The 20821-nt window shown below is 69.5% G+C and carries 17 protein-coding genes and 2 tRNA genes; 2 read left to right on the top strand and 17 right to left on the bottom strand.

Features of this window, described 5'->3' with window-relative positions:
* Positions 1-11: 11 nt before the first annotated feature.
* From rodA to KUM39_RS19535, 14 genes are all read right to left on the bottom strand, one after another.
* Positions 12-1208 carry a rod shape-determining protein RodA gene (gene rodA, locus KUM39_RS19600; protein ID WP_217787027.1) on the bottom strand — a complete coding sequence of 399 codons (1197 nt, stop codon included), beginning with the start codon at positions 1206-1208 and terminating at the stop codon, positions 12-14.
* The gene (gene mrdA / locus KUM39_RS19595) at positions 1205-3457 is read right to left on the bottom strand and encodes a penicillin-binding protein 2 (protein WP_217787026.1); all 2253 of its coding nucleotides are present in this window, start codon (positions 3455-3457) and stop codon (positions 1205-1207) included. The genes rodA and mrdA overlap by 4 nt, the downstream gene beginning before the upstream one ends.
* Positions 3458-3668: 211 nt before the next feature.
* Complete coding sequence (gene mreD / locus KUM39_RS19590) at positions 3669-4343, bottom strand: rod shape-determining protein MreD (protein ID WP_217787025.1); 675 nt, start codon at positions 4341-4343, stop codon at positions 3669-3671.
* Positions 4344-4359: 16 nt separating this feature from the next.
* The gene (mreC, locus tag KUM39_RS19585) at positions 4360-5316 is read right to left on the bottom strand and encodes a rod shape-determining protein MreC (protein ID WP_217787024.1); all 957 of its coding nucleotides are present in this window, start codon (positions 5314-5316) and stop codon (positions 4360-4362) included.
* Between the two features lie 164 nt (positions 5317-5480).
* Positions 5481-6500, bottom strand: coding sequence for a rod shape-determining protein (locus KUM39_RS19580; protein ID WP_031158632.1), 1020 nt, complete (start codon positions 6498-6500; stop codon positions 5481-5483).
* Between the two features lie 312 nt (positions 6501-6812).
* Positions 6813-7226, bottom strand: a complete 414-nt coding sequence (gene ndk, locus KUM39_RS19575; RefSeq protein WP_217787023.1) for a nucleoside-diphosphate kinase — start codon at positions 7224-7226, stop codon at positions 6813-6815.
* Between the two features lie 63 nt (positions 7227-7289).
* A complete protein-coding gene (locus KUM39_RS19570; protein WP_217787022.1) occupies positions 7290-7649 on the bottom strand; it encodes a DUF4233 domain-containing protein in 360 nt (119 codons plus the stop codon).
* Between the two features lie 10 nt (positions 7650-7659).
* A complete protein-coding gene (gene folC / locus KUM39_RS19565) occupies positions 7660-9165 on the bottom strand; it encodes a bifunctional tetrahydrofolate synthase/dihydrofolate synthase (protein ID WP_217787021.1) in 1506 nt (501 codons plus the stop codon).
* Between the two features lie 84 nt (positions 9166-9249).
* Positions 9250-11880 (bottom strand): valine--tRNA ligase, encoded by a 2631-nt coding sequence (locus KUM39_RS19560; protein WP_217787020.1) that lies wholly within the window; start codon positions 11878-11880, stop codon positions 9250-9252.
* Between the two features lie 164 nt (positions 11881-12044).
* Complete coding sequence (gene clpX / locus KUM39_RS19555; protein ID WP_217787019.1) at positions 12045-13331, bottom strand: ATP-dependent Clp protease ATP-binding subunit ClpX; 1287 nt, start codon at positions 13329-13331, stop codon at positions 12045-12047.
* Positions 13332-13492: 161 nt separating this feature from the next.
* Positions 13493-14158 (bottom strand): ATP-dependent Clp protease proteolytic subunit, encoded by a 666-nt coding sequence (locus tag KUM39_RS19550; RefSeq protein ID WP_217787018.1) that lies wholly within the window; start codon positions 14156-14158, stop codon positions 13493-13495.
* 67 nt (positions 14159-14225) lie between these two features.
* Positions 14226-14831, bottom strand: a complete 606-nt coding sequence (locus tag KUM39_RS19545) for an ATP-dependent Clp protease proteolytic subunit (protein ID WP_217787039.1) — start codon at positions 14829-14831, stop codon at positions 14226-14228.
* Between the two features lie 352 nt (positions 14832-15183).
* Complete coding sequence (gene tig / locus KUM39_RS19540; RefSeq protein ID WP_217787017.1) at positions 15184-16554, bottom strand: trigger factor; 1371 nt, start codon at positions 16552-16554, stop codon at positions 15184-15186.
* A gap of 184 nt (positions 16555-16738) precedes the next feature.
* A tRNA-Pro gene (locus KUM39_RS19535) sits at positions 16739-16815 on the bottom strand.
* Between the two features lie 189 nt (positions 16816-17004).
* On the opposite strand from KUM39_RS19535, the gene KUM39_RS19530 reads away from it, so the two are divergent.
* Positions 17005-17075 (top strand) — tRNA-Gly (locus KUM39_RS19530).
* A gap of 72 nt (positions 17076-17147) precedes the next feature.
* Here the strand turns inward: KUM39_RS19530 and KUM39_RS19525 are convergent.
* Positions 17148-17342, bottom strand: coding sequence for a hypothetical protein (locus tag KUM39_RS19525; protein ID WP_217787015.1), 195 nt, complete (start codon positions 17340-17342; stop codon positions 17148-17150).
* 451 nt (positions 17343-17793) lie between these two features.
* Here KUM39_RS19525 and KUM39_RS19520 point away from each other — a divergent pair, with 451 nt between their 5' ends.
* Entirely contained in the window at positions 17794-18987 is a 1194-nt protein-coding gene (locus tag KUM39_RS19520) for an acyltransferase family protein (RefSeq protein WP_217787013.1), read from the top strand.
* Positions 18988-19012: 25 nt separating this feature from the next.
* Here the strand turns inward: KUM39_RS19520 and KUM39_RS19515 are convergent, their stop codons facing one another.
* Both KUM39_RS19515 and KUM39_RS19510 read right to left on the bottom strand, forming a co-directional pair.
* Positions 19013-19465, bottom strand: coding sequence for an HD domain-containing protein (locus KUM39_RS19515; RefSeq protein ID WP_217787011.1), 453 nt, complete (start codon positions 19463-19465; stop codon positions 19013-19015).
* Between the two features lie 32 nt (positions 19466-19497).
* A complete protein-coding gene (locus KUM39_RS19510; RefSeq protein WP_217787010.1) occupies positions 19498-20673 on the bottom strand; it encodes a PP2C family protein-serine/threonine phosphatase in 1176 nt (391 codons plus the stop codon).
* Positions 20674-20821 lie beyond the last annotated feature (148 nt).

Here is a 20821-nt window from a genome sequence, read left to right as displayed (position 1 = left end):
AGCCCGGCCGGTCAGGCCGACATCGGGCGCTGTGCCTTGATGGACTGGAGCAGCCCGATCGCCAGCCACACCGCGAACATCGACGAGCCGCCGTACGACACGAAGGGCAGCGGGAGGCCGGTGACCGGCATGATGCCGAGGGTCATGCCGATGTTCTCGAAGGACTGGAAGGCGAACCAGGCGATGATCCCGGCGGCCACGATCGTGCCGTACAGCTCGGGCGAGTCACGGGCGATGCGGCAGGCCCGCCAGAGGATCAGGCCGAGCAGGAAGATGATCAGCCCGGCGCCGAGGAAGCCCAGCTCCTCCCCCGCCACCGTGAACACGAAGTCGGTCTGCTGCTCGGGCACGAACTGCCCGGTGGTCTGCGAGCCGTGGAAGAGACCGGAGCCGGTCAGCCCGCCGGAGCCGATGGCGATGCGCGCCTGGTTGGTGTTGTAGCCGACGCCCGCCGGGTCGAGGTCGGGGTTGGCGAACGCGGCGAACCGGTTGATCTGGTACTCGTCGAGGATGTGCAGCTGCCAGATGGCGACGCAGCCGAGGACACCGGCGGTGACCAGGCCGAGAATCCAGCGGTTGGAGGCGCCGGAGGCGAGCAGTACGCCCAGGATGATGGCGACCATCGCCAGCACCGAGCCCAGGTCGGGCATCAGCAGCAGCACCAGGACGGGCACCGAGGCCAGCCCGAGCGCCTGCACCACCGTGCGGTGGTCGGGGTGCAGCTTGTCCCCCGCGTCCACCCGGGCGGAGAGCAGCATCGCCATGCCCAGGATGATGGCGACCTTCAGGAACTCGGCGGGCTGGAGCGAGAAACCGCCGATGACGATCCAGTTCCGCTGGCCGTTGATGGTGGCGCCCAGCGGGGTCAGCACCACCAGGGACAGCAGCACCGACAGGCCGTAGAGGATCGGCACCGCGTTGCGCAGCACCCGGTGTCCGAGCCAGACGGTGGCGATCATCAGCGCGATGCCGATGCCCAGGTTCATCAGGTGCCGCAGCAGGAAGAAGTACGGATCTCCCTGGTTCAGCTCGGTGCGGTTGCGGGTGGCGGAGAAGACCAGCATCGAGCCGATCAGCGACAGCGCCAGCGCCGCCAGCATCATCGGCCAGTCGAGCCGTCGGGCGAGCGAGTCCCGGGCGAAGACCCTGGTCCACCCGGCCCGCTCGGGCCCGTATCCGGAGACGGAGAAGCCGCCTGCGCCGGTCATGGATGCATCCTCCGGCTTCCCCTGCGGCGCGCGCGCCTGCGGGTGTTGCTGTTGGTGTTGTCGGTGGGCGCGGTCGAGGCGGGCGGCTGGGTGTCGGCGCCGTTGCTGGTGTTGTTCTGCTGCGCCTTCTCGACGTCCTTGGCGGGGTCGCTGGTGATCTTCGGGGCGGCCACGGTGCCGTCGGGGCGGACCTTCGGCAGCGTCGTCTGCGGCTGCGGCAGCAGGGCGCGCCTGCCGTCGATGGAGCCGTCGCCGTTCACGCCGTACAGCGCGCTGTAGATGTTGCGCACGGCCTCACCGGAGGCTCCGGAACCCGTACCGGCCTGGGCGATCGTCATGATCACCGTGTAGTCCTTGGAGTAGGTCGCCAGCCAGGAGGTGGTCTGCTTGCCGTAGACCTCGGCGGTGCCGGTCTTGGCGTGCAGCGGGATCTTGTCCTGCGGCCAGCCGTTGAACTTCCAGGCGGCGGTGCCTCGGGTGATGACACCGGCGAAGGCGTCGTCCATGCCCTTGAGGGTGGCCCTGGTGACGGGGAGTTTGCCGCGCTTGGTCGGCGGGATCGGCGTGACCGTCTTGCCGTCGGCGCTGATGACGGCCTTGCCGATGGTCGGCTGGTACATGGTGCCGCCGTTGGCGACGGCGCCGTAGATCACGGCCTCCTGGATCGGGGTGACGAGGGTGTCGCCCTGCCCGATGGAGTAGTTGATCGAGTCGCCCTCGCGCATCTTGTTGCCTTCGAGGCAGTTCTCGTACGCGATGACCTGGACGTAGGTGCCGCCCTTCTTGCCGTACTTGCACCAGGCGTCCTTGTTGGCCTTCCAGTAGTCGAGCTTCCACTGGCGGTCCGGGACGCGGCCGGTGACCTCGTTGGGGAGGTCGATGCCGGTCTCCTTGCCGAGGCCGAACTGGTGGGCCGCCTTGTAGAAGAAGTCCTTGGGCTGGCCCTTCTTGGGGTTGATCCCGCCGTCCTTCTTCCACTCGCGGTCCGCGAGGCCGTAGAAGACGGTGTCGCAGGAGACCTCCAGGGCGCGGCCCAGGGAGATCGGGCCGAAGTTCTCGCCCTCGAAGTTCTTGAAGACCTGGCCGCCCACCGAGTACGAGCTGGTGCACGGATAGCCGCCGTCCCACACGTAACCGGCCTCGACGGCGGCGGCGGTGGAGACGACCTTGAACGTCGAACCGGGTGCGGCCTGGCCCTGGATGGCCCGGTTCAGCAGCGGGTAGTCGGAGTTCTTGCCGGTGAGGGCCTTGTAGTCCTTGGCGGAGATGCCGCCGACCCAGACGTTGGGGTCGTAGGTGGGCGCGGAGGCCATCGCCACGACGCGGCCGGTCTTGGCCTCCATCACGACGACGGCACCGGAGTCGGCCTTGTAGTTGGTGCCGGTGATCTTGTCGTACTGCTGGCGGGCGACCTTCATCGCCTTGTCCAGTTCGTACTCCGCGACCCGCTGCACCCGCGAGTCGATGCTCGTCACGAGGTTGGAACCGGGCTCGGCCGCGTCGGACCTGGCCTTGCCGATGACCCGGCCGAGGTTGTCCACCTCGTACCGCGTGACACCGGCCTTGCCGCGCAGCACCTTGTCGTACTGCCGCTCCAGACCGGAGCGGCCGACCATGTCGGAGCGCAGATACGGCGAGTCGGTGTCCTTGGCCTTCTGGATCTCCTCGTCGGTGACCGGCGAGAGATAGCCGAGCACCTGGGAGGTGTTGGCCCGGCCGGGGCCGCCGTAACGGCGCACGGCCTCGGGCTCGGCGGTGATGCCGGGGAAGTCCTCGGCGCGCTCGCGGATCTGCAGGGCCTGCTTGGCGTTGGCCTCGTCGGTGATCGGGATCGGCTGGTAGGGCGAGCCGTTCCAGCAGGGCTGGGGGGTCTTGGCGTCGCAGAGCCGGACCTTCTGGCGCACCTCGTCGGCGGGCAGGCCGAGCACACCGGCCAGCTTGGTCAGCACGGCCTTGCCGTCGTCGGGCTGCTTGAGCAGGTCGGTGCGGGAGGCGGAGACCACGAGCCGGGTCTCGTTGTCCGCGAGGGGGACACCGCGGGCGTCCAGGATGTCGCCGCGCACGGCCGGATCCACGACCTGCTGGACGTGGTTGCCCGACGCCTCCTTCTGATACTCGGCGCCCTGACGGATCTGCAGATACCACAGCCGCCCGCCGAGCGTGCCGAGCAGGGAGAGGACGAGGATCTGGATGACGACGAGCCGGGTCTGGACTCTCGGGGTCCTACCCGTCTCAGGGATATTGGTCATGGGCGCAGCCCATTCGTTGGAAGGGTGGTGGGCGACGGGTGGGCGGTCACTGCTGCCTCCCCCTCTCAGCGCGCGGACGCGACGACGGACACGAGCGTCCGTACGGATGATGAACGACCGACCTGTGAACACACGTTCCGACTTCTCACGCTCTTTCGGGTGAATCCGGACGGACGTCCACGGAACGGACGGGCGAGGGAACCGGTGCCGTTCACAGCCGCTTCACGCCCTTGATGCGTCCCACCCGCGCCGACCGCGTGCGTGCTCTCGCCTTCAGCGAGCCCAGGCCGCGCTGGCTGCCGATGCGCAGGCCGGTGCCGGAGGAGAGCCAGCCGGTGGAGATGTCCCCGGACCCGGCGGCCGGGCCGGTCTCGGCCAGCGGGTCGTTGTCGGAGCGGCGGGCCAGCCACATCACGCCGGGCACCACGAACGGGGCGAGCAGCAGGTCGTACAGCGCGGCGGAGAACAGCAGGCCGGGCAGGCCGACATGGCGGGCGGCGGTGTCCCCGACGAGGGCGCCGACACCCGCGTACAGCAGGGTGGAGCCGACGGCGGCGGCGACCACGACGGCCATCGGGCCGGTCGCGGACTTCAGGCGGCCGTTCTCGGGCTTGACGAGCCCGGCGAAGTAGCCGACGACGCAGAGCACCAGCGCGTAGCGCCCGGCCGCGTGGTCGGCGGGCGGGGCGAGGTCGGCCAGCAGACCGGCGCCGAACCCGACGAGGGCGCCGCCCACATGGCCGTACACCATCGCCAGGCCGAGGACGGTGAGGAGGAGCAGGTCGGGCACGGCACCGGGCAGGTGCAGGCGGGCGAGCACGCTCACCTGGATCACCAGGGCGACGACGACCAGCGCGGTGGAGAGCAGAATCCGGTTGACACGCATGGGGGAAAGTCAGCTCCTACCGCTGTTCTTGCTCTTGCTGCTGCTGGTCGTCGGCGGGCGCGCCGGCCGAGGGGGTCACCGTGACGGTGACGGTGGGAGTCGGCACCGGCTTGGGCTTGGTGGGCAGCACCTCGTCGCGCGGATCGCGCTTCGGGGGCTCCACGACCACACCGACGATGTCGAGCTTGCTGAACGCGACGTACGGGGTGACGTACAGGGTGCGGGTCAGGCCGCCGCCGGAGGGGTCCACGCGGGAGACCACGCCGACCGGGACGCCCGGCACGAAGGGCCGGTCGGCCTGCGAGCCGAAGGTGACGAGCCGGTCGCCCTTCTTCACCTCGGCCTTGCCGTTGAGGAGTTCGACCCGCAGCGGGCGGTCGCCCTGGCCGGAGGCGAAGCCGAGTTCGTCGCCGGACTCCATGCGGGTGCCAACGGTGAAGTCGGGGTCGTTGGCGAGCAGCACGGTGGAGGTGTCGGGGCCGACGGTGGTCACCCGGCCGACCAGTCCGTCGCCGTTCAGTACGGTCATGTCGCGGCGGATGCCGTCGTTGGCGCCGACGTCCACGGTGATGGTCCAGGAGAAGCCCTGCGCGGCTCCTATGGCGATGACCTGGGCGCCCTTGATGCCGTACTGACCGGCACCGGCCACCTTCAGCATCCTGTCCAGCTGGTTCAGGCGGCTGCGGTTGCGGTCGTCGCTGCCGAGCTTCGCCTTCAGGGCCGCGTTCTCCGTCTCCAGCGCGGCGAGCCGGTCGTGACGGGTGCCGGAGTCGCGGACGGCGGAGACCGCCTCGCCGACCGGGTCCACCGCGGAGGACATCCCGTTCTCGATGGGCCCGAACACCGTGGCCGCGGCCTGCCGGGCCCCGTCCACCGGAGAGTTCCGGCCTCCTCGGATGTCCACCGTGATCAGCGCGAACGCGATGGCGATCAGCAGGACCAGGAGCAGCCGGCTCTCTTTCGTGTCCCTCACGTGCGGCGGCCGTGCCTTCCTCGTTCGGAATCGGCGGACCCCTGACGGTGTGAAAGCGCGAAGTGCGCACCCGTAGGGGTCCGTTTGCGGGGGTTCATGCCTGTATACCAACGATCCGCCGCACGAGAGGAGACCATCCCGTACGGCGGAATCGAAGAGTTACGTCATCTGCGCGGCTGGGCGTCCAGGACCTGCTGGAGCGCCTCGAACTCCTCGACGCACTTGCCCGAGCCGAGCGCCACGCTGTCCAGCGGGTCCTCGGCGATGTGGATCGGCATGCCCGTCTCGCGCCGCAGCCGCTCGTCCAGGCCGCGCAGCAGGGCGCCGCCGCCGGTGAGCACGATGCCCCGGTCCATGATGTCGCCGGACAGCTCCGGCGGGCACTTGTCCAGGGTGGTCTTCACCGCGTCCACGATGGCGTTGACCGGCTCCTCGATCGCCTTGCGGACTTCGGCGGCCGAGATGACGACCGTCTTCGGCAGCCCGGACACCAGGTCCCGGCCGCGCACCTCGGTGTGCTCGTCGGCGTCGAGGTCGTACGCGGAGCCGATCGTGATCTTGATCTGTTCGGCGGTGCGCTCGCCCAGCAGAAGGCTGTACTCCTTCTTGATGTACTGGATGATCGCGTTGTCCAGCTCGTCGCCCGCGACCCGGATGGACTGCGCGGTGACGATGCCGCCGAGCGAGATGACCGCGACCTCGGTGGTGCCGCCGCCGATGTCCACCACCATGTTGCCGGTGGCCTCGTGGACGGGCAGGCCGGAACCGATCGCGGCGGCCATCGGCTCCTCGATGATGTGCACCTGGCGCGCACCCGCCTGCGACGACGCCTCGATCACCGCGCGGCGCTCGACGCCCGTGATGCCCGAGGGGACGCAGACGACCACGCGCGGACGGGCCAGATAGCGCCGCTTGTGGATCTTGAGGATGAAGTAGCGGAGCATCCGCTCGGTGATCTCGAAGTCGGCGATCACGCCGTCCTTCAGCGGGCGCACGGCCACGATGTTGCCGGGCGTGCGGCCGATCATCTTCTTGGCCTCGGCACCCACCGCGAGAATGCCGCCGGTGTTGGTGTTGATGGCGACGACGGAGGGCTCGTTCAGCACGATTCCGCGGCCCCTGACGTACACCAGCGTGTTGGCCGTCCCGAGGTCCACAGCCATGTCACGGCCGATGAACGACATTGAGTTCCCCATCCGGATTCATCTGGCCCTCCCGAGCCTCTGAGGGCGTGTCAGGACGGCGAGGCGGGTGCTGTGACGTGAAGGCTTCCATCGTAGACGCGCCCGCACGAACACTGTGCGAGGGTCTTCGCCATTGTCAGCAGATGGCGCGTCGCCCCGCTCGTGGAGACGGCCCATCGGGGGCACACGTTCCCCCGAACGGCGACGCATATGCCGAAGGACGGCCGAAAACGTACGGCCGTCCCTGGTCAGGGCTCCGAACGGGGCTGACGCTCCGTCAGAAAAATTAGCGGAAAATCCTCAGAGTCCCGCTCAGGCGCGGCCCGGGAAGAAGATCTTCACCTCGCGCTCGGCGGACTCCTCGGAGTCGGAGGCGTGGATCAGGTTCTCCCGCACGATGACACCGTAGTCGCCGCGGATGGAGCCGGGCGCGGCGGCGATCGGGTCGGTCGGACCGGCCAGCGCGCGCACGCCCTCGATCACCCGCTCGCCCTCGACGATCAGCGCGACGACCGGACCGGACGCCATGAACGCGACCAGGGGCTCGTAGAAGGGCTTGCCCTTGTGCTCGCCGTAGTGCTGCTCCAGCGTCTCCTGGTCCAGGGTGCGCAGTTCCAGCGCGGTGATCCGCCAGTCCGCCTTGCGCTCGATCCGGCCGATGATCTCGCCGGTCAGGCCACGGCGGACGGCGTCGGGCTTGAGAAGGACGAGGGTGCGCTGGCTCACGGAGGGCTCCTTACGACGGACCTGTGCGGTGGGACGAGATTACAGGGCGTGTCCGGCCGCCCGTCACGCAGCGTCAGGCGTGGAGGAAACCTCCGCCTGCGCCGCGAACCTCGCCTTCGCCGCGTCCACCTTCCGGCCGTAGTGCACGGACGCCCACCACAGGGCCGCGAAGACCACGCCCATGAAGTACATGGCGGGCACGAAGACACCGGAGGCGATCAGGGCGAGCTGGAGGGCCCAGCCGAGGGCGACACCGCCGGGGCGGGTGATCGCCCCGCACAGCAGCAGGCACAGGAACATGGCGACACCGCTGACCAGCCACACCGTCGCCATCGACAGGTCCGGGTCCTTCATGGCGACCAGTCCGGCGAAGCCGATGAGGAAGAACTCGCCCAGCAGGGTCGAGGAGCAGAGCACGCGCACGAGGGGTACCTCAGCCCTTTCCGAGCAGCAGGCGGGCCTCGCCCACCGTGATCACCGAGCCCGTGACGAGGACACCGCCACCGGCGAACTCGCCCTCCTCCTCGGCCAGCGTGATCGCCGCCTCCAGCGCCTCCGGCAGCCGGGGCTCCACCTGGACGCGGTCCTCGCCGAACACCTCGACCGCGATCGCGGCCAGTTCGTCGGCGTCCATCGCGCGGTGCGAGGAGTTCTGCGTGATCACGACCTCCGCGAGCACCGGCTCGAACGCCTCCAGCAGACCGCGTACGTTCTTGTCCGCGCTCGCGCCGACCACACCGATCAGACGGCTGAAGTCGAACGCCTCGCGCACCGCCTCCGTCGTCGCCTCCGCACCGGCCGGGTTGTGCGCCGCGTCCAGCACGATCGTCGGGGAGCGCCGGACCACTTCGAGACGGCCCGGCGAGGACACGGCCGCGAACGCGCGGCGGACCGTGTCGATGTCCAGCGGCACGGCACGCTCCGCGCCCACCCCGAAGAACGCCTCCACCGCCGCGAGCGCCACCGCCGCGTTGTGCGCCTGGTACGGGCCGTGCAGCGGGAGGTACACCTCCGGGTACTCGCCGCCCAGTCCGCGCAGCGTCAGCAACTGGCCGCCGACCGCGACCTGCCGGTCCACCACGCCGAACTCCAGGCCCTCACGGGCCACCGTCGCGTCCACGTCCGCCGCCCTGCGCAGCAGCACCTGCGCCGCGTCCACCGGCTGCTGGGCCAGGATCACGGTCGCGCCCTGCTTGACGATGCCGCCCTTCTCCCCCGCGATCTCACCCGGCGTGGAGCCGAGGCGGTCGGTGTGGTCCAGGCTGATCGGCGTGATCACCGCGACATCGCCGTCGATCACGTTCGTCGCGTCCCAGGAGCCGCCCATGCCGACCTCGACGACCGCCACGTCCACCGGGGCGTCCGCGAACGCCGCGTACGCCATGCCGGTCAGCACCTCGAAGAAGGACAGGCGGTACTCCTGGGAGGCGTCCACCATCTCCACGTACGGCTTGATGTCCGCGTACGTCTCGATGAAGCGCTCGGCGGAGACCGGGGCGCCGTCCAGGCTGATGCGCTCCGTCACCGACTGCACGTGCGGGCTGGTGTAGCGGCCGGTACGGAGGTCGAAGGCGCCGAGGAGGGCCTCGATCATGCGGGCCGTGGAGGTCTTGCCGTTCGTTCCCGTGATGTGGATCGACGGGTACGTGCGCTGGGGGTCGCCCAGCACGTCCATCAGCGCGGCGATACGGGCCACGGAGGGTTCCAGCTTGGTCTCGCCCCAGCGGGAGGCGAGTTCCGTCTCGACCTCGCGCAGCGCGCGGTCCGTCTCCGGGTCCTCCGGACGGGTCGGTACATCTGCCTGCGGGGGGCCGCCCTGGGTGCGGAGGGTGCGGCTGCCCGCCTCGATCACCGCCAGGTCCGGGTCTCGGGTGGTCTCCTCTTCGACCAGCTCGTCGAAGGGGTCTGGGGTCTCGCTGGTACCGGGCGCGTCGCTCACGGGGTCCAGTCTACGGGGGGTGCTTTGCGGGGTTTCCGGGTGCGGGTTGCTTGCAGCGGCTTGGCGGGGGCCTTCTGGACGGGGTTATGCCTGCGGAAGGCGGTCCAGTTGGGACTGGAGGCGGGTGATGTCCTCCTCCGCCTTGGACAGGCGGGACTTGATGCCGTCCACGACCTTGTCGGGGGCCTTGGCGAGGAAGCCCTCGTTGCCGAGCTTGGCCAGGGACTGGGCCTTGTCCTTCTCGGCGGCGGCGAGGTCCTTGGTGAGGCGCTTGCGCTCGGCGGCGACGTCGATGGCGCCGGAGAGGTCGAGGGCGACCTGGGCACCGGCGACGGGGAGGGTCGCCGTGGCCTGGAACTCCGGTCCCTCGGGCTGGAGTTTGAGGAGCTGGCGGATCGCGGTCTCGTGGGGCGCCAGGGCCGTACCGTCCAGGGTCAGGCGGGCCGGGACGCGCTGACCGGCCTTGAGACCCTGGTCGCCCTTGAAGCGGCGGACCTCGGTGACGACCTGCTGGACGGTGGCGATCTCCCGCTCGGCCGCGTCGTCACGGAACCCGGAGTCCGCGGGCCAGTCGGCGACGACGACGGACTCGCCCCCGGTGAGGGTGGTCCACAGCGTCTCGGTGACGAAGGGGACCACGGGGTGCAGCAGCCGCAGCGTGACGTCCAGGACCTCGCCGAGGACGCGCCCGGAGACCTTCGCGGGCTCGCCGCCCGCCATGAACGTGGTCTTGGACAGCTCGACGTACCAGTCGAACACCTCGTCCCACGCGAAGTGGTAGAGGGCGTCGGACACCTTGGCGAACTGGTAGTCCTCGTAGAACGCGTCCACCTCCGCGACCGTCTTGTTGAGGCGGGAGAGAATCCAGCGGTCGGTGGCGGACATCGCGGCCGGCTCGGGCAGCGGGCCCTCGACCGTGGCGCCGTTCATCAGGGCGAAGCGGGTCGCGTTCCAGATCTTGTTGGCGAAGTTCCTCGACGCCTGGACCCAGTCCTCACCGATCGGCACGTCCGCGCCGGGGTTGGCGCCACGGGCCAGGGTGAAGCGGACGGCGTCGGAGCCGTACGCGTCCATCCAGTCGATGGGGTCCACCGCGTTCGGGTTGGACTTCGACATCTTCTTGCCGAACTCGTCGCGGACCAGACCGGTGAGGGCGACCGTCTTGAACGGGATCTCCCCGTCCATCGCGTAGAGGCCGAACATCATCATCCGGACGACCCAGAAGAAGATGATGTCGTGCCCGGTGAGCAGCACATCGGTCGGGTAGAACTTCGCCAGGTCGTCGGTGCGCTCCGGCCAGCCCAGCGTGGAGAACGGCCACAGACCGGAGGAGAACCAGGTGTCGAGGACGTCCTCGTCCTGGGTCCAGCCCTCCGCCTCGGTGCCCGGCGGCTGCTCGTCGGGGCCGACGCAGACGACCTCGCCACCGGGGCCGTACCAGACGGGGATGCGGTGGCCCCACCACAACTGGCGCGAGATGCACCAGTCGTTGAGGTTGTCCACCCAGTCGAAGTACCGCTTCTCCATCTCCTTGGGGTGGAGCGTGACGCGGCCGTCGCGGACCGCGTCACCGGCGGCCTGGGCCAGCGTCTCGACCTTGACCCACCACTGGAGCGACAACCGGGGCTCGATGGTCGTCTTGCAGCGCGAGCAGTGCCCGACGGAGTGGACGTACGGGCGCTTCTCCGCGACGACACGGCCCTGCTCCCGCATGGCCGCGACGATGGCGGCGCGCGCCTCGAACCGGTCCAGCCCCTGGAACGGGCCGGGGACGGTGATGACCCCGCGCTCGTCCATGACGGTCAGGGTCTCCAGGCCGTGCCGCTGACCGATGGCGAAGTCGTTCGGGTCGTGCGCCGGGGTCACCTTGACCGCGCCGGTGCCGAACTCCGGGTCCACGTGCGCGTCCGCGACGACCGGGATGGTGCGGTCGGTCAGCGGCAGCTTGATCCGGCGGCCGATGAGGTGGGCGTACCGCTCGTCCTCGGGGTGGACCGCGACGGCGGTGTCACCGAGCATCGTCTCGACACGGGTGGTGGCGACCACCACCGTCTCGTCGCCCTCGCCGTACGTCAGCGAGACCAGCTCGCCGTCGTCGTCCTGGTAGTCCACCTCGATGTCGGAGATGGCGGTCAGACAGCGCGGGCACCAGTTGATGATGCGCTCGGCGCGGTAGATCAGACCGTCGTCGAAGAGGTCCTTGAAGATCTTCTGGACGGCGCGGGACAGGCCCTCGTCCATCGTGAAGCGCTCGCGGGACCAGTCCACGCCGTCACCGAGGCGGCGCATCTGGCCGAGGATCTTGCCGCCGTACTCCTTCTTCCACTGCCAGGTCTTCTCGACGAAGGCGGCGCGGCCGATGTCGTGGCGGGACTTGCCCTCCTCGGCGAGCTGCTGCTCGACCTTGTTCTGGGTGGCGATGCCCGCGTGGTCCATGCCCGGCAGCCACAGCGTCTCGTAGCCCTGCATGCGCTTGCGGCGGGTCAGGGCGTCCATCAGCGTGTGCTGGAAGGCGTGGCCCAGGTGCAGGGCACCGGTGACGTTGGGCGGGGGGATGACGATGGTGTACGGAGGCTTGTCGCTCTTGGCGTCCGCCTCGAAGTAACCGCGCTCCACCCAGCGCGCGTACAGCGTCTCCTCTACCTCGGCCGGCGCGTACTGGGTCGGCAGTTCGGTGTCGGGCGCGGGGGGCTGCTGATGAGCGTTCTCGGTCACGGGGGTCAGTTTAGAGGTGTCCGGGGGCGGTCCCGAAACGGATTCGCCCCACACGCTCCCCCCGGCACCCGCACCGCGCCCCCCTCCACGGCGAAGGGGCCCTCCGCCGGTGCGGAAGGCCCCTCGATGCCGTGCGCGGCTGGCGCGGCGCGGTGCGCTCGGTACTACGCGGACTTCTGCTCGCCCGCGCCCCGGCCCCGGGCGTCGCGCGGGATCAGGGTCGGGTTGACGTTGGAGTGGACGACGTCGGCGGTGACGACGACGCGGGCGACGTCCTTGCGGGACGGGACCTCGTACATGACCGACATCAGCACCTCCTCCATGATGGCGCGCAGACCGCGGGCGCCGGTCTGGCGGAGGATGGCCTGGTCCGCGATCGCCTCCAGCGCCTCGCGCTCGAAGTCCAGCTCCACACCGTCGAGTTCGAACAGCCGCTGGTACTGCTTGACCAGGGCGTTGCGCGGCTCGACGAGGATCTGGAGCAGGGCCTCGCGGTCCAGGTTGTGCACGGAGGTGATGACCGGCAGCCGCCCGATGAACTCGGGGATCATGCCGAACTTGACCAGGTCCTCCGGCATGACGTCCTCGAAGACGTCCTTGGACTCCAGCTCGCGCTTGGAGCGGATGGTGGCGCCGAAGCCGATGCCCTTGGCGCCCGCGCGGGACTCGATGATCTTGTCGAGCCCGGCGAACGCGCCGCCCACGATGAACAGGACGTTCGTCGTGTCGATCTGGATGAACTCCTGGTGCGGGTGCTTGCGTCCGCCCTGCGGGGGCACCGAGGCGGTGGTGCCCTCCAGGATCTTCAGCAGGGCCTGCTGGACACCCTCGCCGGAGACGTCACGCGTGATCGACGGGTTCTCGCTCTTGCGGGCGACCTTGTCGATCTCGTCGATGTAGATGATCCCCGTCTCGGCCTTCTTGACGTCGTAGTCGGCCGCCTGGATCAGCTTGAGCAGGATGTTCTCGACGTCCTCGCCGACATAGCCCGCCTCGGTGAGCGCGGTGGCGTCGGCGATGGCGAAGGGGACGTTCAGCATCCGGGCCAGGGTCTGCGCCAGCAGGGTCTTGCCGGAGCCGGTCGGGCCGAGCAGCAGGATGTTGGACTTCGCCAGCTCGATGGCGTCGTCACGGCCCTGGGCGCCGCCGTTCTCACCGGCCTGGACGCGCTTGTAGTGGTTGTACACCGCGACCGAGAGGGCCTTCTTCGCGGGCTCCTGGCCCACGACATAGCCCTCAAGGAACTCGTAGATCTCGCGGGGCTTGGGGAGTTCCTCCCAGCGCACCTCGCTCGTCTCGGCGAGTTCCTCCTCGATGATCTCGTTGCAGAGGTCGATGCACTCGTCGCAGATGTACACACCGGGACCTGCGATGAGCTTCTTGACCTGCTTCTGGCTCTTGCCGCAGAACGAGCACTTGAGCAGATCGCCGCCGTCACCGATGCGTGCCACGGTGTGCTTCCCCTTCGCCTGGGAGCCGCCTGGACGCCTTGGGGTCCAGCGGTTCCTGGTGCTGCCTTATGTCCGACGGTACCTTGCCGGGCCCGGTGTTCGGTCCCCCCTTGGCAGGGTTCACTTCGACGTGGACCCTGCCAGGGCGGTGAAACCGGGGGTCAGCGCACCGACTCGTTGTTCATCTTCCGGGTGGAGATGATCTGGTCCACGATGCCGTACTCCAGCGCTTCCTCGGCCGTGAGGATCTTGTCGCGCTCGATGTCCTCGCGGACCTGCTCCAGCGGCCGGTTGGAGTGCTTGGCCAGCATGTTCTCCAGCTGCTCACGCATCCGCGTGAACTCGTTGGCGATGATCTCCAGGTCGGAGAGCTGGCCGCGGCCGGTGGAACCGGCGGGCTGGTGGATCAGCACGCGGGAGTTCGGCAGCGCCATGCGCTTGCCCGGCGTACCGGCGGCGAGCAGGATGGCCGCGGCGGAGGCCGCCTGGCCCATGCAGACCGTCTGGATGTCGGGCTTCACGAACTGCATCGTGTCGTAGATGGCCGTCAGCGCCGTCATGTCGCCGCCGGGGCTGTTGATGTAGATCGAGATGTCCCGGTCGGGGTCCATCGACTCCAGGCACAGCAGCTGCGCCATGACGTCGTTGGCGGAGGCGTCGTCGATCTGGACGCCCAGGAAGATCACGCGCTCCTCGAAGAGCTTCGCGTACGGGTCGTACTCGCGCACGCCCTGCGAGGTGCGCTCGACGAAGCGCGGGATCACGTAGCGGGCGTCCGGGCGGGGCCCTTCGTACAGGCCGCTCGCGGCGCCGGGGAAGTCGTTCATGGGGTTCACCGTCCTGGTGGCGTTCTGGGGGCTGGGGACGTGGCGGTGCGTGGCGTGGCCGGGCCGGTCAGGCACCGGTTCCGCCGCCTCCCGGAACACCCGAGGCGTTCCTGATGATCTCGTCGATGAGACCGTACTCCTTGGCCTCTTCGGGGGTGAACCAGCGGTCGCGGTCGGCGTCGCGGAGGATGGTCTCCTCCGTCTGGCCGGAGTGCAGCGCGGTCAGCTCCGTCATCGTCTTCTTGGTGCGCAGCAGGTACTGGGCCTGGATCTTGATGTCCGAGACCGTACCGCCGAGGCCCGCGGAGCCCTGGTGCATCATGATGTCCGTGTGCGGCAGGGCGAAGCGCTTGCCCGCGGTGCCGCCGGTGAGCAGGAACTGCCCCATCGAGGCGGCCATGCCCATGCCGATGGTGACCACGTCGTTCGGGATGAACTGCATGGTGTCGTAGATCGCCATGCCCGCGGTCACCGAACCGCCCGGACTGTTGATGTAGAGGTAGATGTCCTTGTCGGGGTCGGCGGCGAGGAGCAGCAACTGCGCGGTGATCTTGTTGGCGATGTCGTCATCGACCTGCTGGCCGAGGAAGATGATCCGCTCGTTGAGCAGCCGGTTGTAGACCTGGTCACCGAGGCCGCCACCGATGGAGGGCTCGCCGGCGGCGGAGGGCATCAGATTCGTCACGTATCCACCTGCTCGTCTTACGACGGCGCCGGGCCGTCTCACGTTGTCCTGCTAGGTCCTGCTAGGTCCAGCCGGGGGCTTCAGGGGACTCCCCTGCCCTCGTATTCATGGACCCTAACGCGCAGGTCCCTTCGGGGAATCCCGGAGATGGGAGTGTTCGCCGGGGGCGTAGCGAGGTGGGGTCTGTGGGACGCGTGGGGCGGGTGGGGTGACCGGCCACGCCGGGCGGGTGCGGGCCGGGGCGTGGCCGCGCGCGCCGTTCCCCGCGCCCCGTTCGGGCGCGCCCCCAGACGGGCGCGGGCCCCCTGGGAATTCCCAGGGGGCCCGCCTACGGGCCTGGTCAGGCGCCGGTGGTCTCCTCGGTGGAGTCGGACGCCTCGGCGGCCTCCGTCTCCTCGTCCTCGTCGTCGAGGTCCACGACCTCGCCGTTGGTGTCCTTGACCGAGGCGGCCTCGACCACGACGGCCAGGGCCTTGCCGCGGGCGACCTCGCCGACGAGCAGCGGAACCTGGCCGCCCTCGACGACGGCCTGGGCGAACTGGTCGGGGGACATGCCGGAGGATGCCGCACGCCGCATGAGGTGCTCGGTGAGCTCCTCCTGGTTGACGTTGAGGTTCTCCTTCTTCACCAGCTCGTCCAGGACGAACTGGGTCTTGATGCCCTTGACCGCCGCGTCGCGGGTCTCGGTCTCGAACTCCTCGGCGGTCTTGCCCTGGATCTCCAGGTACTTGTCGAGGGTGAGCCCCATCTGCCCGAGCTGGTGGTGCTCCAGGTTGTGCTTGCGGGTGCCGATCTCGTCCTCGAGGAGCTTCTCGGGGACCGGGATCTCGACCAGTTCGAGGAGCTTGTCGAGGACGCGCTCCTGGGCCTGGGTGGCCTGGTCGTACTTCTTCATGTCGGCGAGCCGCTTGGCGCTGTCGGCCCGCAGCTCGTCCAGCGTGTCGAACTCGGAGGCCAGCTGCGCGAAGTCGTCGTCCAGCGCGGGCAGTTCACGGGCGGCGACCTGGCCGACCTTGACGGTGACCTCGGCCTCCTTGCCCGCGGCGGAGCCGCCCTTCAGCTCGGAGGTGAAGACCGCCTCCTCGCCCGCGGACTTGCCCTTGACGGCCTCGTCGATGCCGTCGAGCAGCTCGCCGGAACCGATGGTGTAGGAGACGCCGTCGGCGATGCCGTCCTCCAGCACCTCGCCGTCCACCTTGGCCTCGAGGTCGATGGTGACGACGTCGCCGTCCTCGGCGGCACGCTCCACCGGGGAGGTGGAGGCGAAGCGCTCGCGGAGCTGCTCGACCGACTTGTCGATGTCCTCGTCGGTGACCTCGACGGCGTCCACCTCGACCTCGATGCCCGAGTAGTCGGGGATCTCCAGGGCCGGGCGCACGTCCACCTCGGCGGTGAAGTTCAGCGTCTCGCCGTCCTTCAGCTCCGTGATGTCCACGTCGGGCTGGCCGAGCGGGCTCAGCTCCGCCTCGTTGACGGCCTCGGTGTAGAACTTCGGGAGCGCGTCGTTGACGGCCTCCTCCAGCACCGCACCGCGGCCGAACCGCTGGTCGATGACGCGGGCGGGGATCTTGCCCTTGCGGAAGCCCTTCACCGTGACCTGCTGGTTGATCTTGCTGTACGCCGCGTCGAGGCTGTCCTTGAGCTCCTCGAAGGGCACCTCGACAGTGAGCCGAACCCGAGTCGGGTTCAGGGTCTCCACGGCGCTCTTCACGGTTCGGTCTCCTTGTGGCTGACTTCTCGGGGTTCACCGGCACCACGAAAGGACCGGCGGATCAGCTGCCCGGAGGAGTTCACCGGCCGGGGTGGGCCGGGACACACGGGCGCGCAGCTTGCATAGTAGCCGCAGGCGGTCGGCGTCCCAAAAGGCGGCCGTCCGCGGACGCCCGGGGGCCGGGTGGTCGGGGTGGCGGGATTTGAACCCACGGCCTTCCGCTCCCAAAGCGGACGCGCTACCAAGCTGCGCCACACCCCGTCTGGTGCGACACGTAGGGTACATGCCCGGCAGCGGTCCGTCGGCCGCTCCACCGGGCCACGCCACGACCCGTCCGCCTCCGCGGGGGAAGGCTCTCCGCCTCCGCCGGGGCGGCTCGTTCGCCTCCGCGCCGGGCGACCCGCTACGATGCTGCGCAGTGCCCCGGTCGCCCTGCGTACCGGTGTGCGTGCGGGCGTAGCTCAATGGTAGAGCCCTAGTCTTCCAAACTAGCTACGCGGGTTCGATTCCCGTCGCCCGCTCCGACACGGAAGGCCCCGTGGTGAGACTCGTCTCGCCACGGGGCCTTCCGGCGTTCTCGGGTACCGCGTTCCTCAGAACTTGATGGAGTTGATCATCTCCGCTATCGAGTTCAGGAAGCGCTGGATGGACGGTGCCATGCCGCTCGACGCGAGGAAGAAGCCGAAGAGCATCGCCACGATGGCGGGGCCAGCCTTGATGCTCCCTCCCCGCATCAGGACGACAAGGATGACCGCCAACAGCACCACCACGGACAGCGATATGGCCACAACTGATCACACCCTCGGTCGGTCCGCTCTCCCGGCCCGGAGGTACGGCCAGGTACCTCCGCCAGAGACATCGTGCCACCAACCAGCCCCTCCTATGCGGGTCATGACGGAACGTGGGCGGGGAGGAGGGCACCGGCCGGGACGGGTGCGGCAATTCGGGACACCCGGCGCCGGTCGGCGGCGATGTCGCGGAACGTGTCCCCGGCGGCGTTGGTTTCGTTGTCCACACATCCCGCGCACAGGTAATTGCAATTACCTGTGCACCACTGGCAAATGACCCAATTAGTCAGGATGAATCGGTACATCGAGGGTGAACGCGGGACCCGGATGTTCCCATCATCACGCGAACAGCGGAGGCACGCCGCGCTAATGCCGGGGTATCCGATCGTGATAACCAGGAATGACCGCGGGGGTTTTACGGAATCCCACTCTCGACGTTAGGGTGCCTGAGATGTTTGACGCCGCCTCCCCCCACGGCCAGAACCGCAGGCCGCTCCCCCCGGCACAGCAGCCGGCCGACGGAGTGCCCGAACCCCGTGTCCCGGCGCGGACCGGTGAACCACCGTCCGCCGCCGGAGCCAGACCATCGGGCGGCCAGCGCGACGCCTTCTTCGACAACGCCAAGTACCTGGCGATCGTCCTGGTGGCGCTCGGGCACACCTGGGCGGCGGTCAAGAGCGACCACCGGGTCGTCGAGGGGCTCTACAACTTCGTCTACACCTTCCACATGCCGGCGTTCATCATCATCTCCGGCTACTTCTCGCGGAATTTCGACCTCCGCCCGGCCAAGCTGAAGCGGCTGCTCACCAGCGTCGTGGTGCCGTACCTGATCTTCCAGCTCGCCTACTCGCTGTTCCGGCACTACGCGGGCGGCGCGGAACTGACGCTGAATCTGTTCATCCCGTACTACCTGACGTGGTTCCTGTGCGCGCTGTTCATCTGGCGCCTGACGACCCCGATCTGGAAGATGGTCCGCTGGCCGCTGCCGATCGCGCTGGGCATCGCGGTGTGCGGTTCGATCGCGCCGGGCGTGGACGGGTCGCTGGACCTGGGCCGGGTCGTGCAGTTCCTGCCCTGCTTCGTGCTCGGTCTGTGTCTCAAGCCGGAGCACTTCTCGCTCGTACGGCGGTGGCGGGCGCGGGCGCTGTCGGTGCCGGTGGTCGCGGTGGCGCTGTTCGTCGCCTGGTGGACGGTGCCGCGCATGAACGGCAGCTGGTTCTACCGGCAGGGTTCCGCGCAGGACCTGGGCGCGCCGTGGTGGGCGGGGCCGGTGATGTCGCTGGCCATGTTCGGCTGCTCGGTGGTGCTCACCGCGTGCTTCCTTGCCTGGGTGCCGGGGCGCCGGATGTGGTTCACGGCGCTGGGCGGCGGCACGCTGTACGGCTACCTGCTGCACGGGTTCGTGGTGAAGAGCACCGGATACGCGGGCGGTTTCGACCTGGCCGAGGACTCCGGGGTGCTGGGTCTCGTGGTGGTCTCGGTGGGCGCGGCCCTGATGGTCACCCTGCTGTGCACCAAGCCGGTCCAGCGGGTGTTCCGCTTCGCTATGGAGCCCAAGGTGGACTGGATCTTCCGCGAGGACGCCGCCGAGGTGGCCCGTGGGCGGCAGCAGCGGGAGCCCGAGCGAGAGAAGGCCGGGGTCTGACACCCCGGCCCACCGGGGACACGGCTCACTGACGGAGAAGTCCGCGCATCCGCGCGTACTTCTCCGTCAGCCGTTTCCGGGTCGGCCCGTCGAGTACGGCCAGCCGGGCGGGGTCGGCGTTGTGGGCGAGGTCGGCCTCCTTGACCAGCGGGGCGCCCGGTGTGGCGAGGATGCGGGCGGCGTACGCCTCGGGCTGCTCCCCGGGGTGTCCGGTGAGGGCGAGGACGATGGCCTTCGTACGGTCGGAGAGGGCGGCCGCGGCGAGCCGGGCGGCGGAGAGCGCGTCGTCCTCGACGGCGTCGTGCAGCCAGGCGGCGGCGATCTGGTCGGGGTCGCCGCCTCGGGCGCGGACGCCTTCGGCGACGGCGGCGAGGTGTTCGGCGTAGGGGCGGCCCGCCTTGTCGGTCTGCCCCTCGTGGGCGGCACGGGCGAGGGCCTCGACCTCGGTGAGGGTCAGGCGGGGCGGTACGTCGGTCATCGGCCCAGTGTCCGCCACGGGGGCGGGAGTTGTCAGCGGGCGGACGGGGCGGACGCCTCGCGGCAGATGAGCAGCAGGGCGCGGTCGTCGTTGACGTCCTTGGCGACGGCCTCGATGAGGTGCCAGGCGGCGCCGTGGAAACCGCCCGCGACATAGCGGTCGGCCTCGCCGGTGAGCCGGTCGATGCCTTCGACGATGTCCCGTTCGGCGGTCTCCACCAGGCCGTCGGTGAAGAGCATCAGCACGTCGCCGGGGCGCAGCGAGCCCTTCACGGAGTCGAACTGGGCGCCGTCGTATACGCCGAGGAGGGGGCCGTCGGCGGACTTCTCCTCCCAGCGTCCGCTGCCCGAGCTGAGCTGGAGCCCCGGCGGATGGCCCGCCGAGTACAGCTCGTAGTCCCCGGAGTCGAGGTCGAGGACGAGGTGGATGGAGGTGGCGAACCCCTCCTCCCAGTCCTGGCGGAGCAGATAGCCGTTGGCGGCGGTGAGGAAGGCGTGCGGGGGCAGCGAGCCGAGCAGCCCGCCAAAGGCGCCGGACAGCAGCAGGGCGCGGGAGGCGGCGTCCATGCCCTTGCCGGAGACGTCGGTGAGGACGACCTCGAGGGTGCGTTCGCCGTGGGTGCGGGCGGCGACGACGAAGTCCCCGGAGAAGGACTGGCCGCCCGCCGGGCGGAGTGCCATCTCGTGGTGCCAGCCCGGCGGCAGCTTGGGCAGGGCGCTCTGCACGCGGATGCGTTCGCGCAGGTCGAACAGCATGGTGCCGCCGCGCCGCCAGGGCACGCCGACCCGGCTGCGGAACTGGGCGGTGAGCAGTCCGAAGAAACCGCAGGCGGCGACGACCAGGACGACACCGGGGGTGACCCGCGAGGGGCCCTCGGTGTACGGGCCGAGCCGTACCGATTCCACGATGAGCGCGGTGGCGGCGGTGGCGTAGAGGCCGAGCAGGCTGGCCGGGCGGAGCAGCAGCCCGCCCGCGACGATCGGGAGCACCAGGGTGGCCGGTGAGCACCACACCGAGTTGGCCATCGTGACGGCGGCGAGCAGCGGGACGGTGAGCAGCAGGCCGACGAAGGCGACCCAGTCGGAGCCGTCGCCGCGGAAGTAGTCCACGGCGCTTCTGCGCAGCGCGACGCGGACCCGGTGCCACTGCATTCTGCACCGGGCCGTGAACGTGTCGGCCTTCGCGCGCCGCTCTCGTCCTGCTGCCATCGATCGGGACCCTATCCATCGGACCGGCCGCTTGGCACGGGAGGTCCCACTTGTCCGCCGGAAGGGACGGCGGGAGGGGGTCGCTCCCGGTCCGTCTCACAGTCAACGGCATGCGGGGGCGGAGCGGGGGCGTCCGGCCGAAATTGGC

Source organism: Streptomyces corallincola (assembly GCF_019104725.1).
GTDB classification, from domain to species: Bacteria; Actinomycetota; Actinomycetes; order Streptomycetales; family Streptomycetaceae; genus Streptomyces; species Streptomyces corallincola.
The sequence above is the reverse complement of the archived record's forward strand: the minus strand, read 5'-3'. Positions and strand labels throughout refer to the sequence as shown.

Coding starts and splice junctions, on each gene's coding strand:
- rodA (WP_217787027.1), bottom strand. CDS start 1,208: ATGACCGGCGCAGGCGGCTTCTCCGTCTCCGGATACGGGCCCGAGCGG.
- KUM39_RS19515 (WP_217787011.1), bottom strand. CDS start 19,465: ATGACCGACGTACCGCCCCGCCTGACCCTCACCGAGGTCGAGGCCCTC.
- KUM39_RS19510 (WP_217787010.1), bottom strand. CDS start 20,673: ATGGCAGCAGGACGAGAGCGGCGCGCGAAGGCCGACACGTTCACGGCC.
- KUM39_RS19580 (WP_031158632.1), bottom strand. CDS start 6,500: ATGTCGTTCATCGGCCGTGACATGGCTGTGGACCTCGGGACGGCCAAC.
- mrdA (WP_217787026.1), bottom strand. CDS start 3,457: ATGACCAATATCCCTGAGACGGGTAGGACCCCGAGAGTCCAGACCCGG.
- KUM39_RS19520 (WP_217787013.1), top strand. CDS start 17,794: ATGTTTGACGCCGCCTCCCCCCACGGCCAGAACCGCAGGCCGCTCCCC.
- KUM39_RS19545 (WP_217787039.1), bottom strand. CDS start 14,831: ATGCCCTCCGCCGCCGGCGAGCCCTCCATCGGTGGCGGCCTCGGTGAC.
- mreD (WP_217787025.1), bottom strand. CDS start 4,343: ATGCGTGTCAACCGGATTCTGCTCTCCACCGCGCTGGTCGTCGTCGCC.
- KUM39_RS19550 (WP_217787018.1), bottom strand. CDS start 14,158: ATGAACGACTTCCCCGGCGCCGCGAGCGGCCTGTACGAAGGGCCCCGC.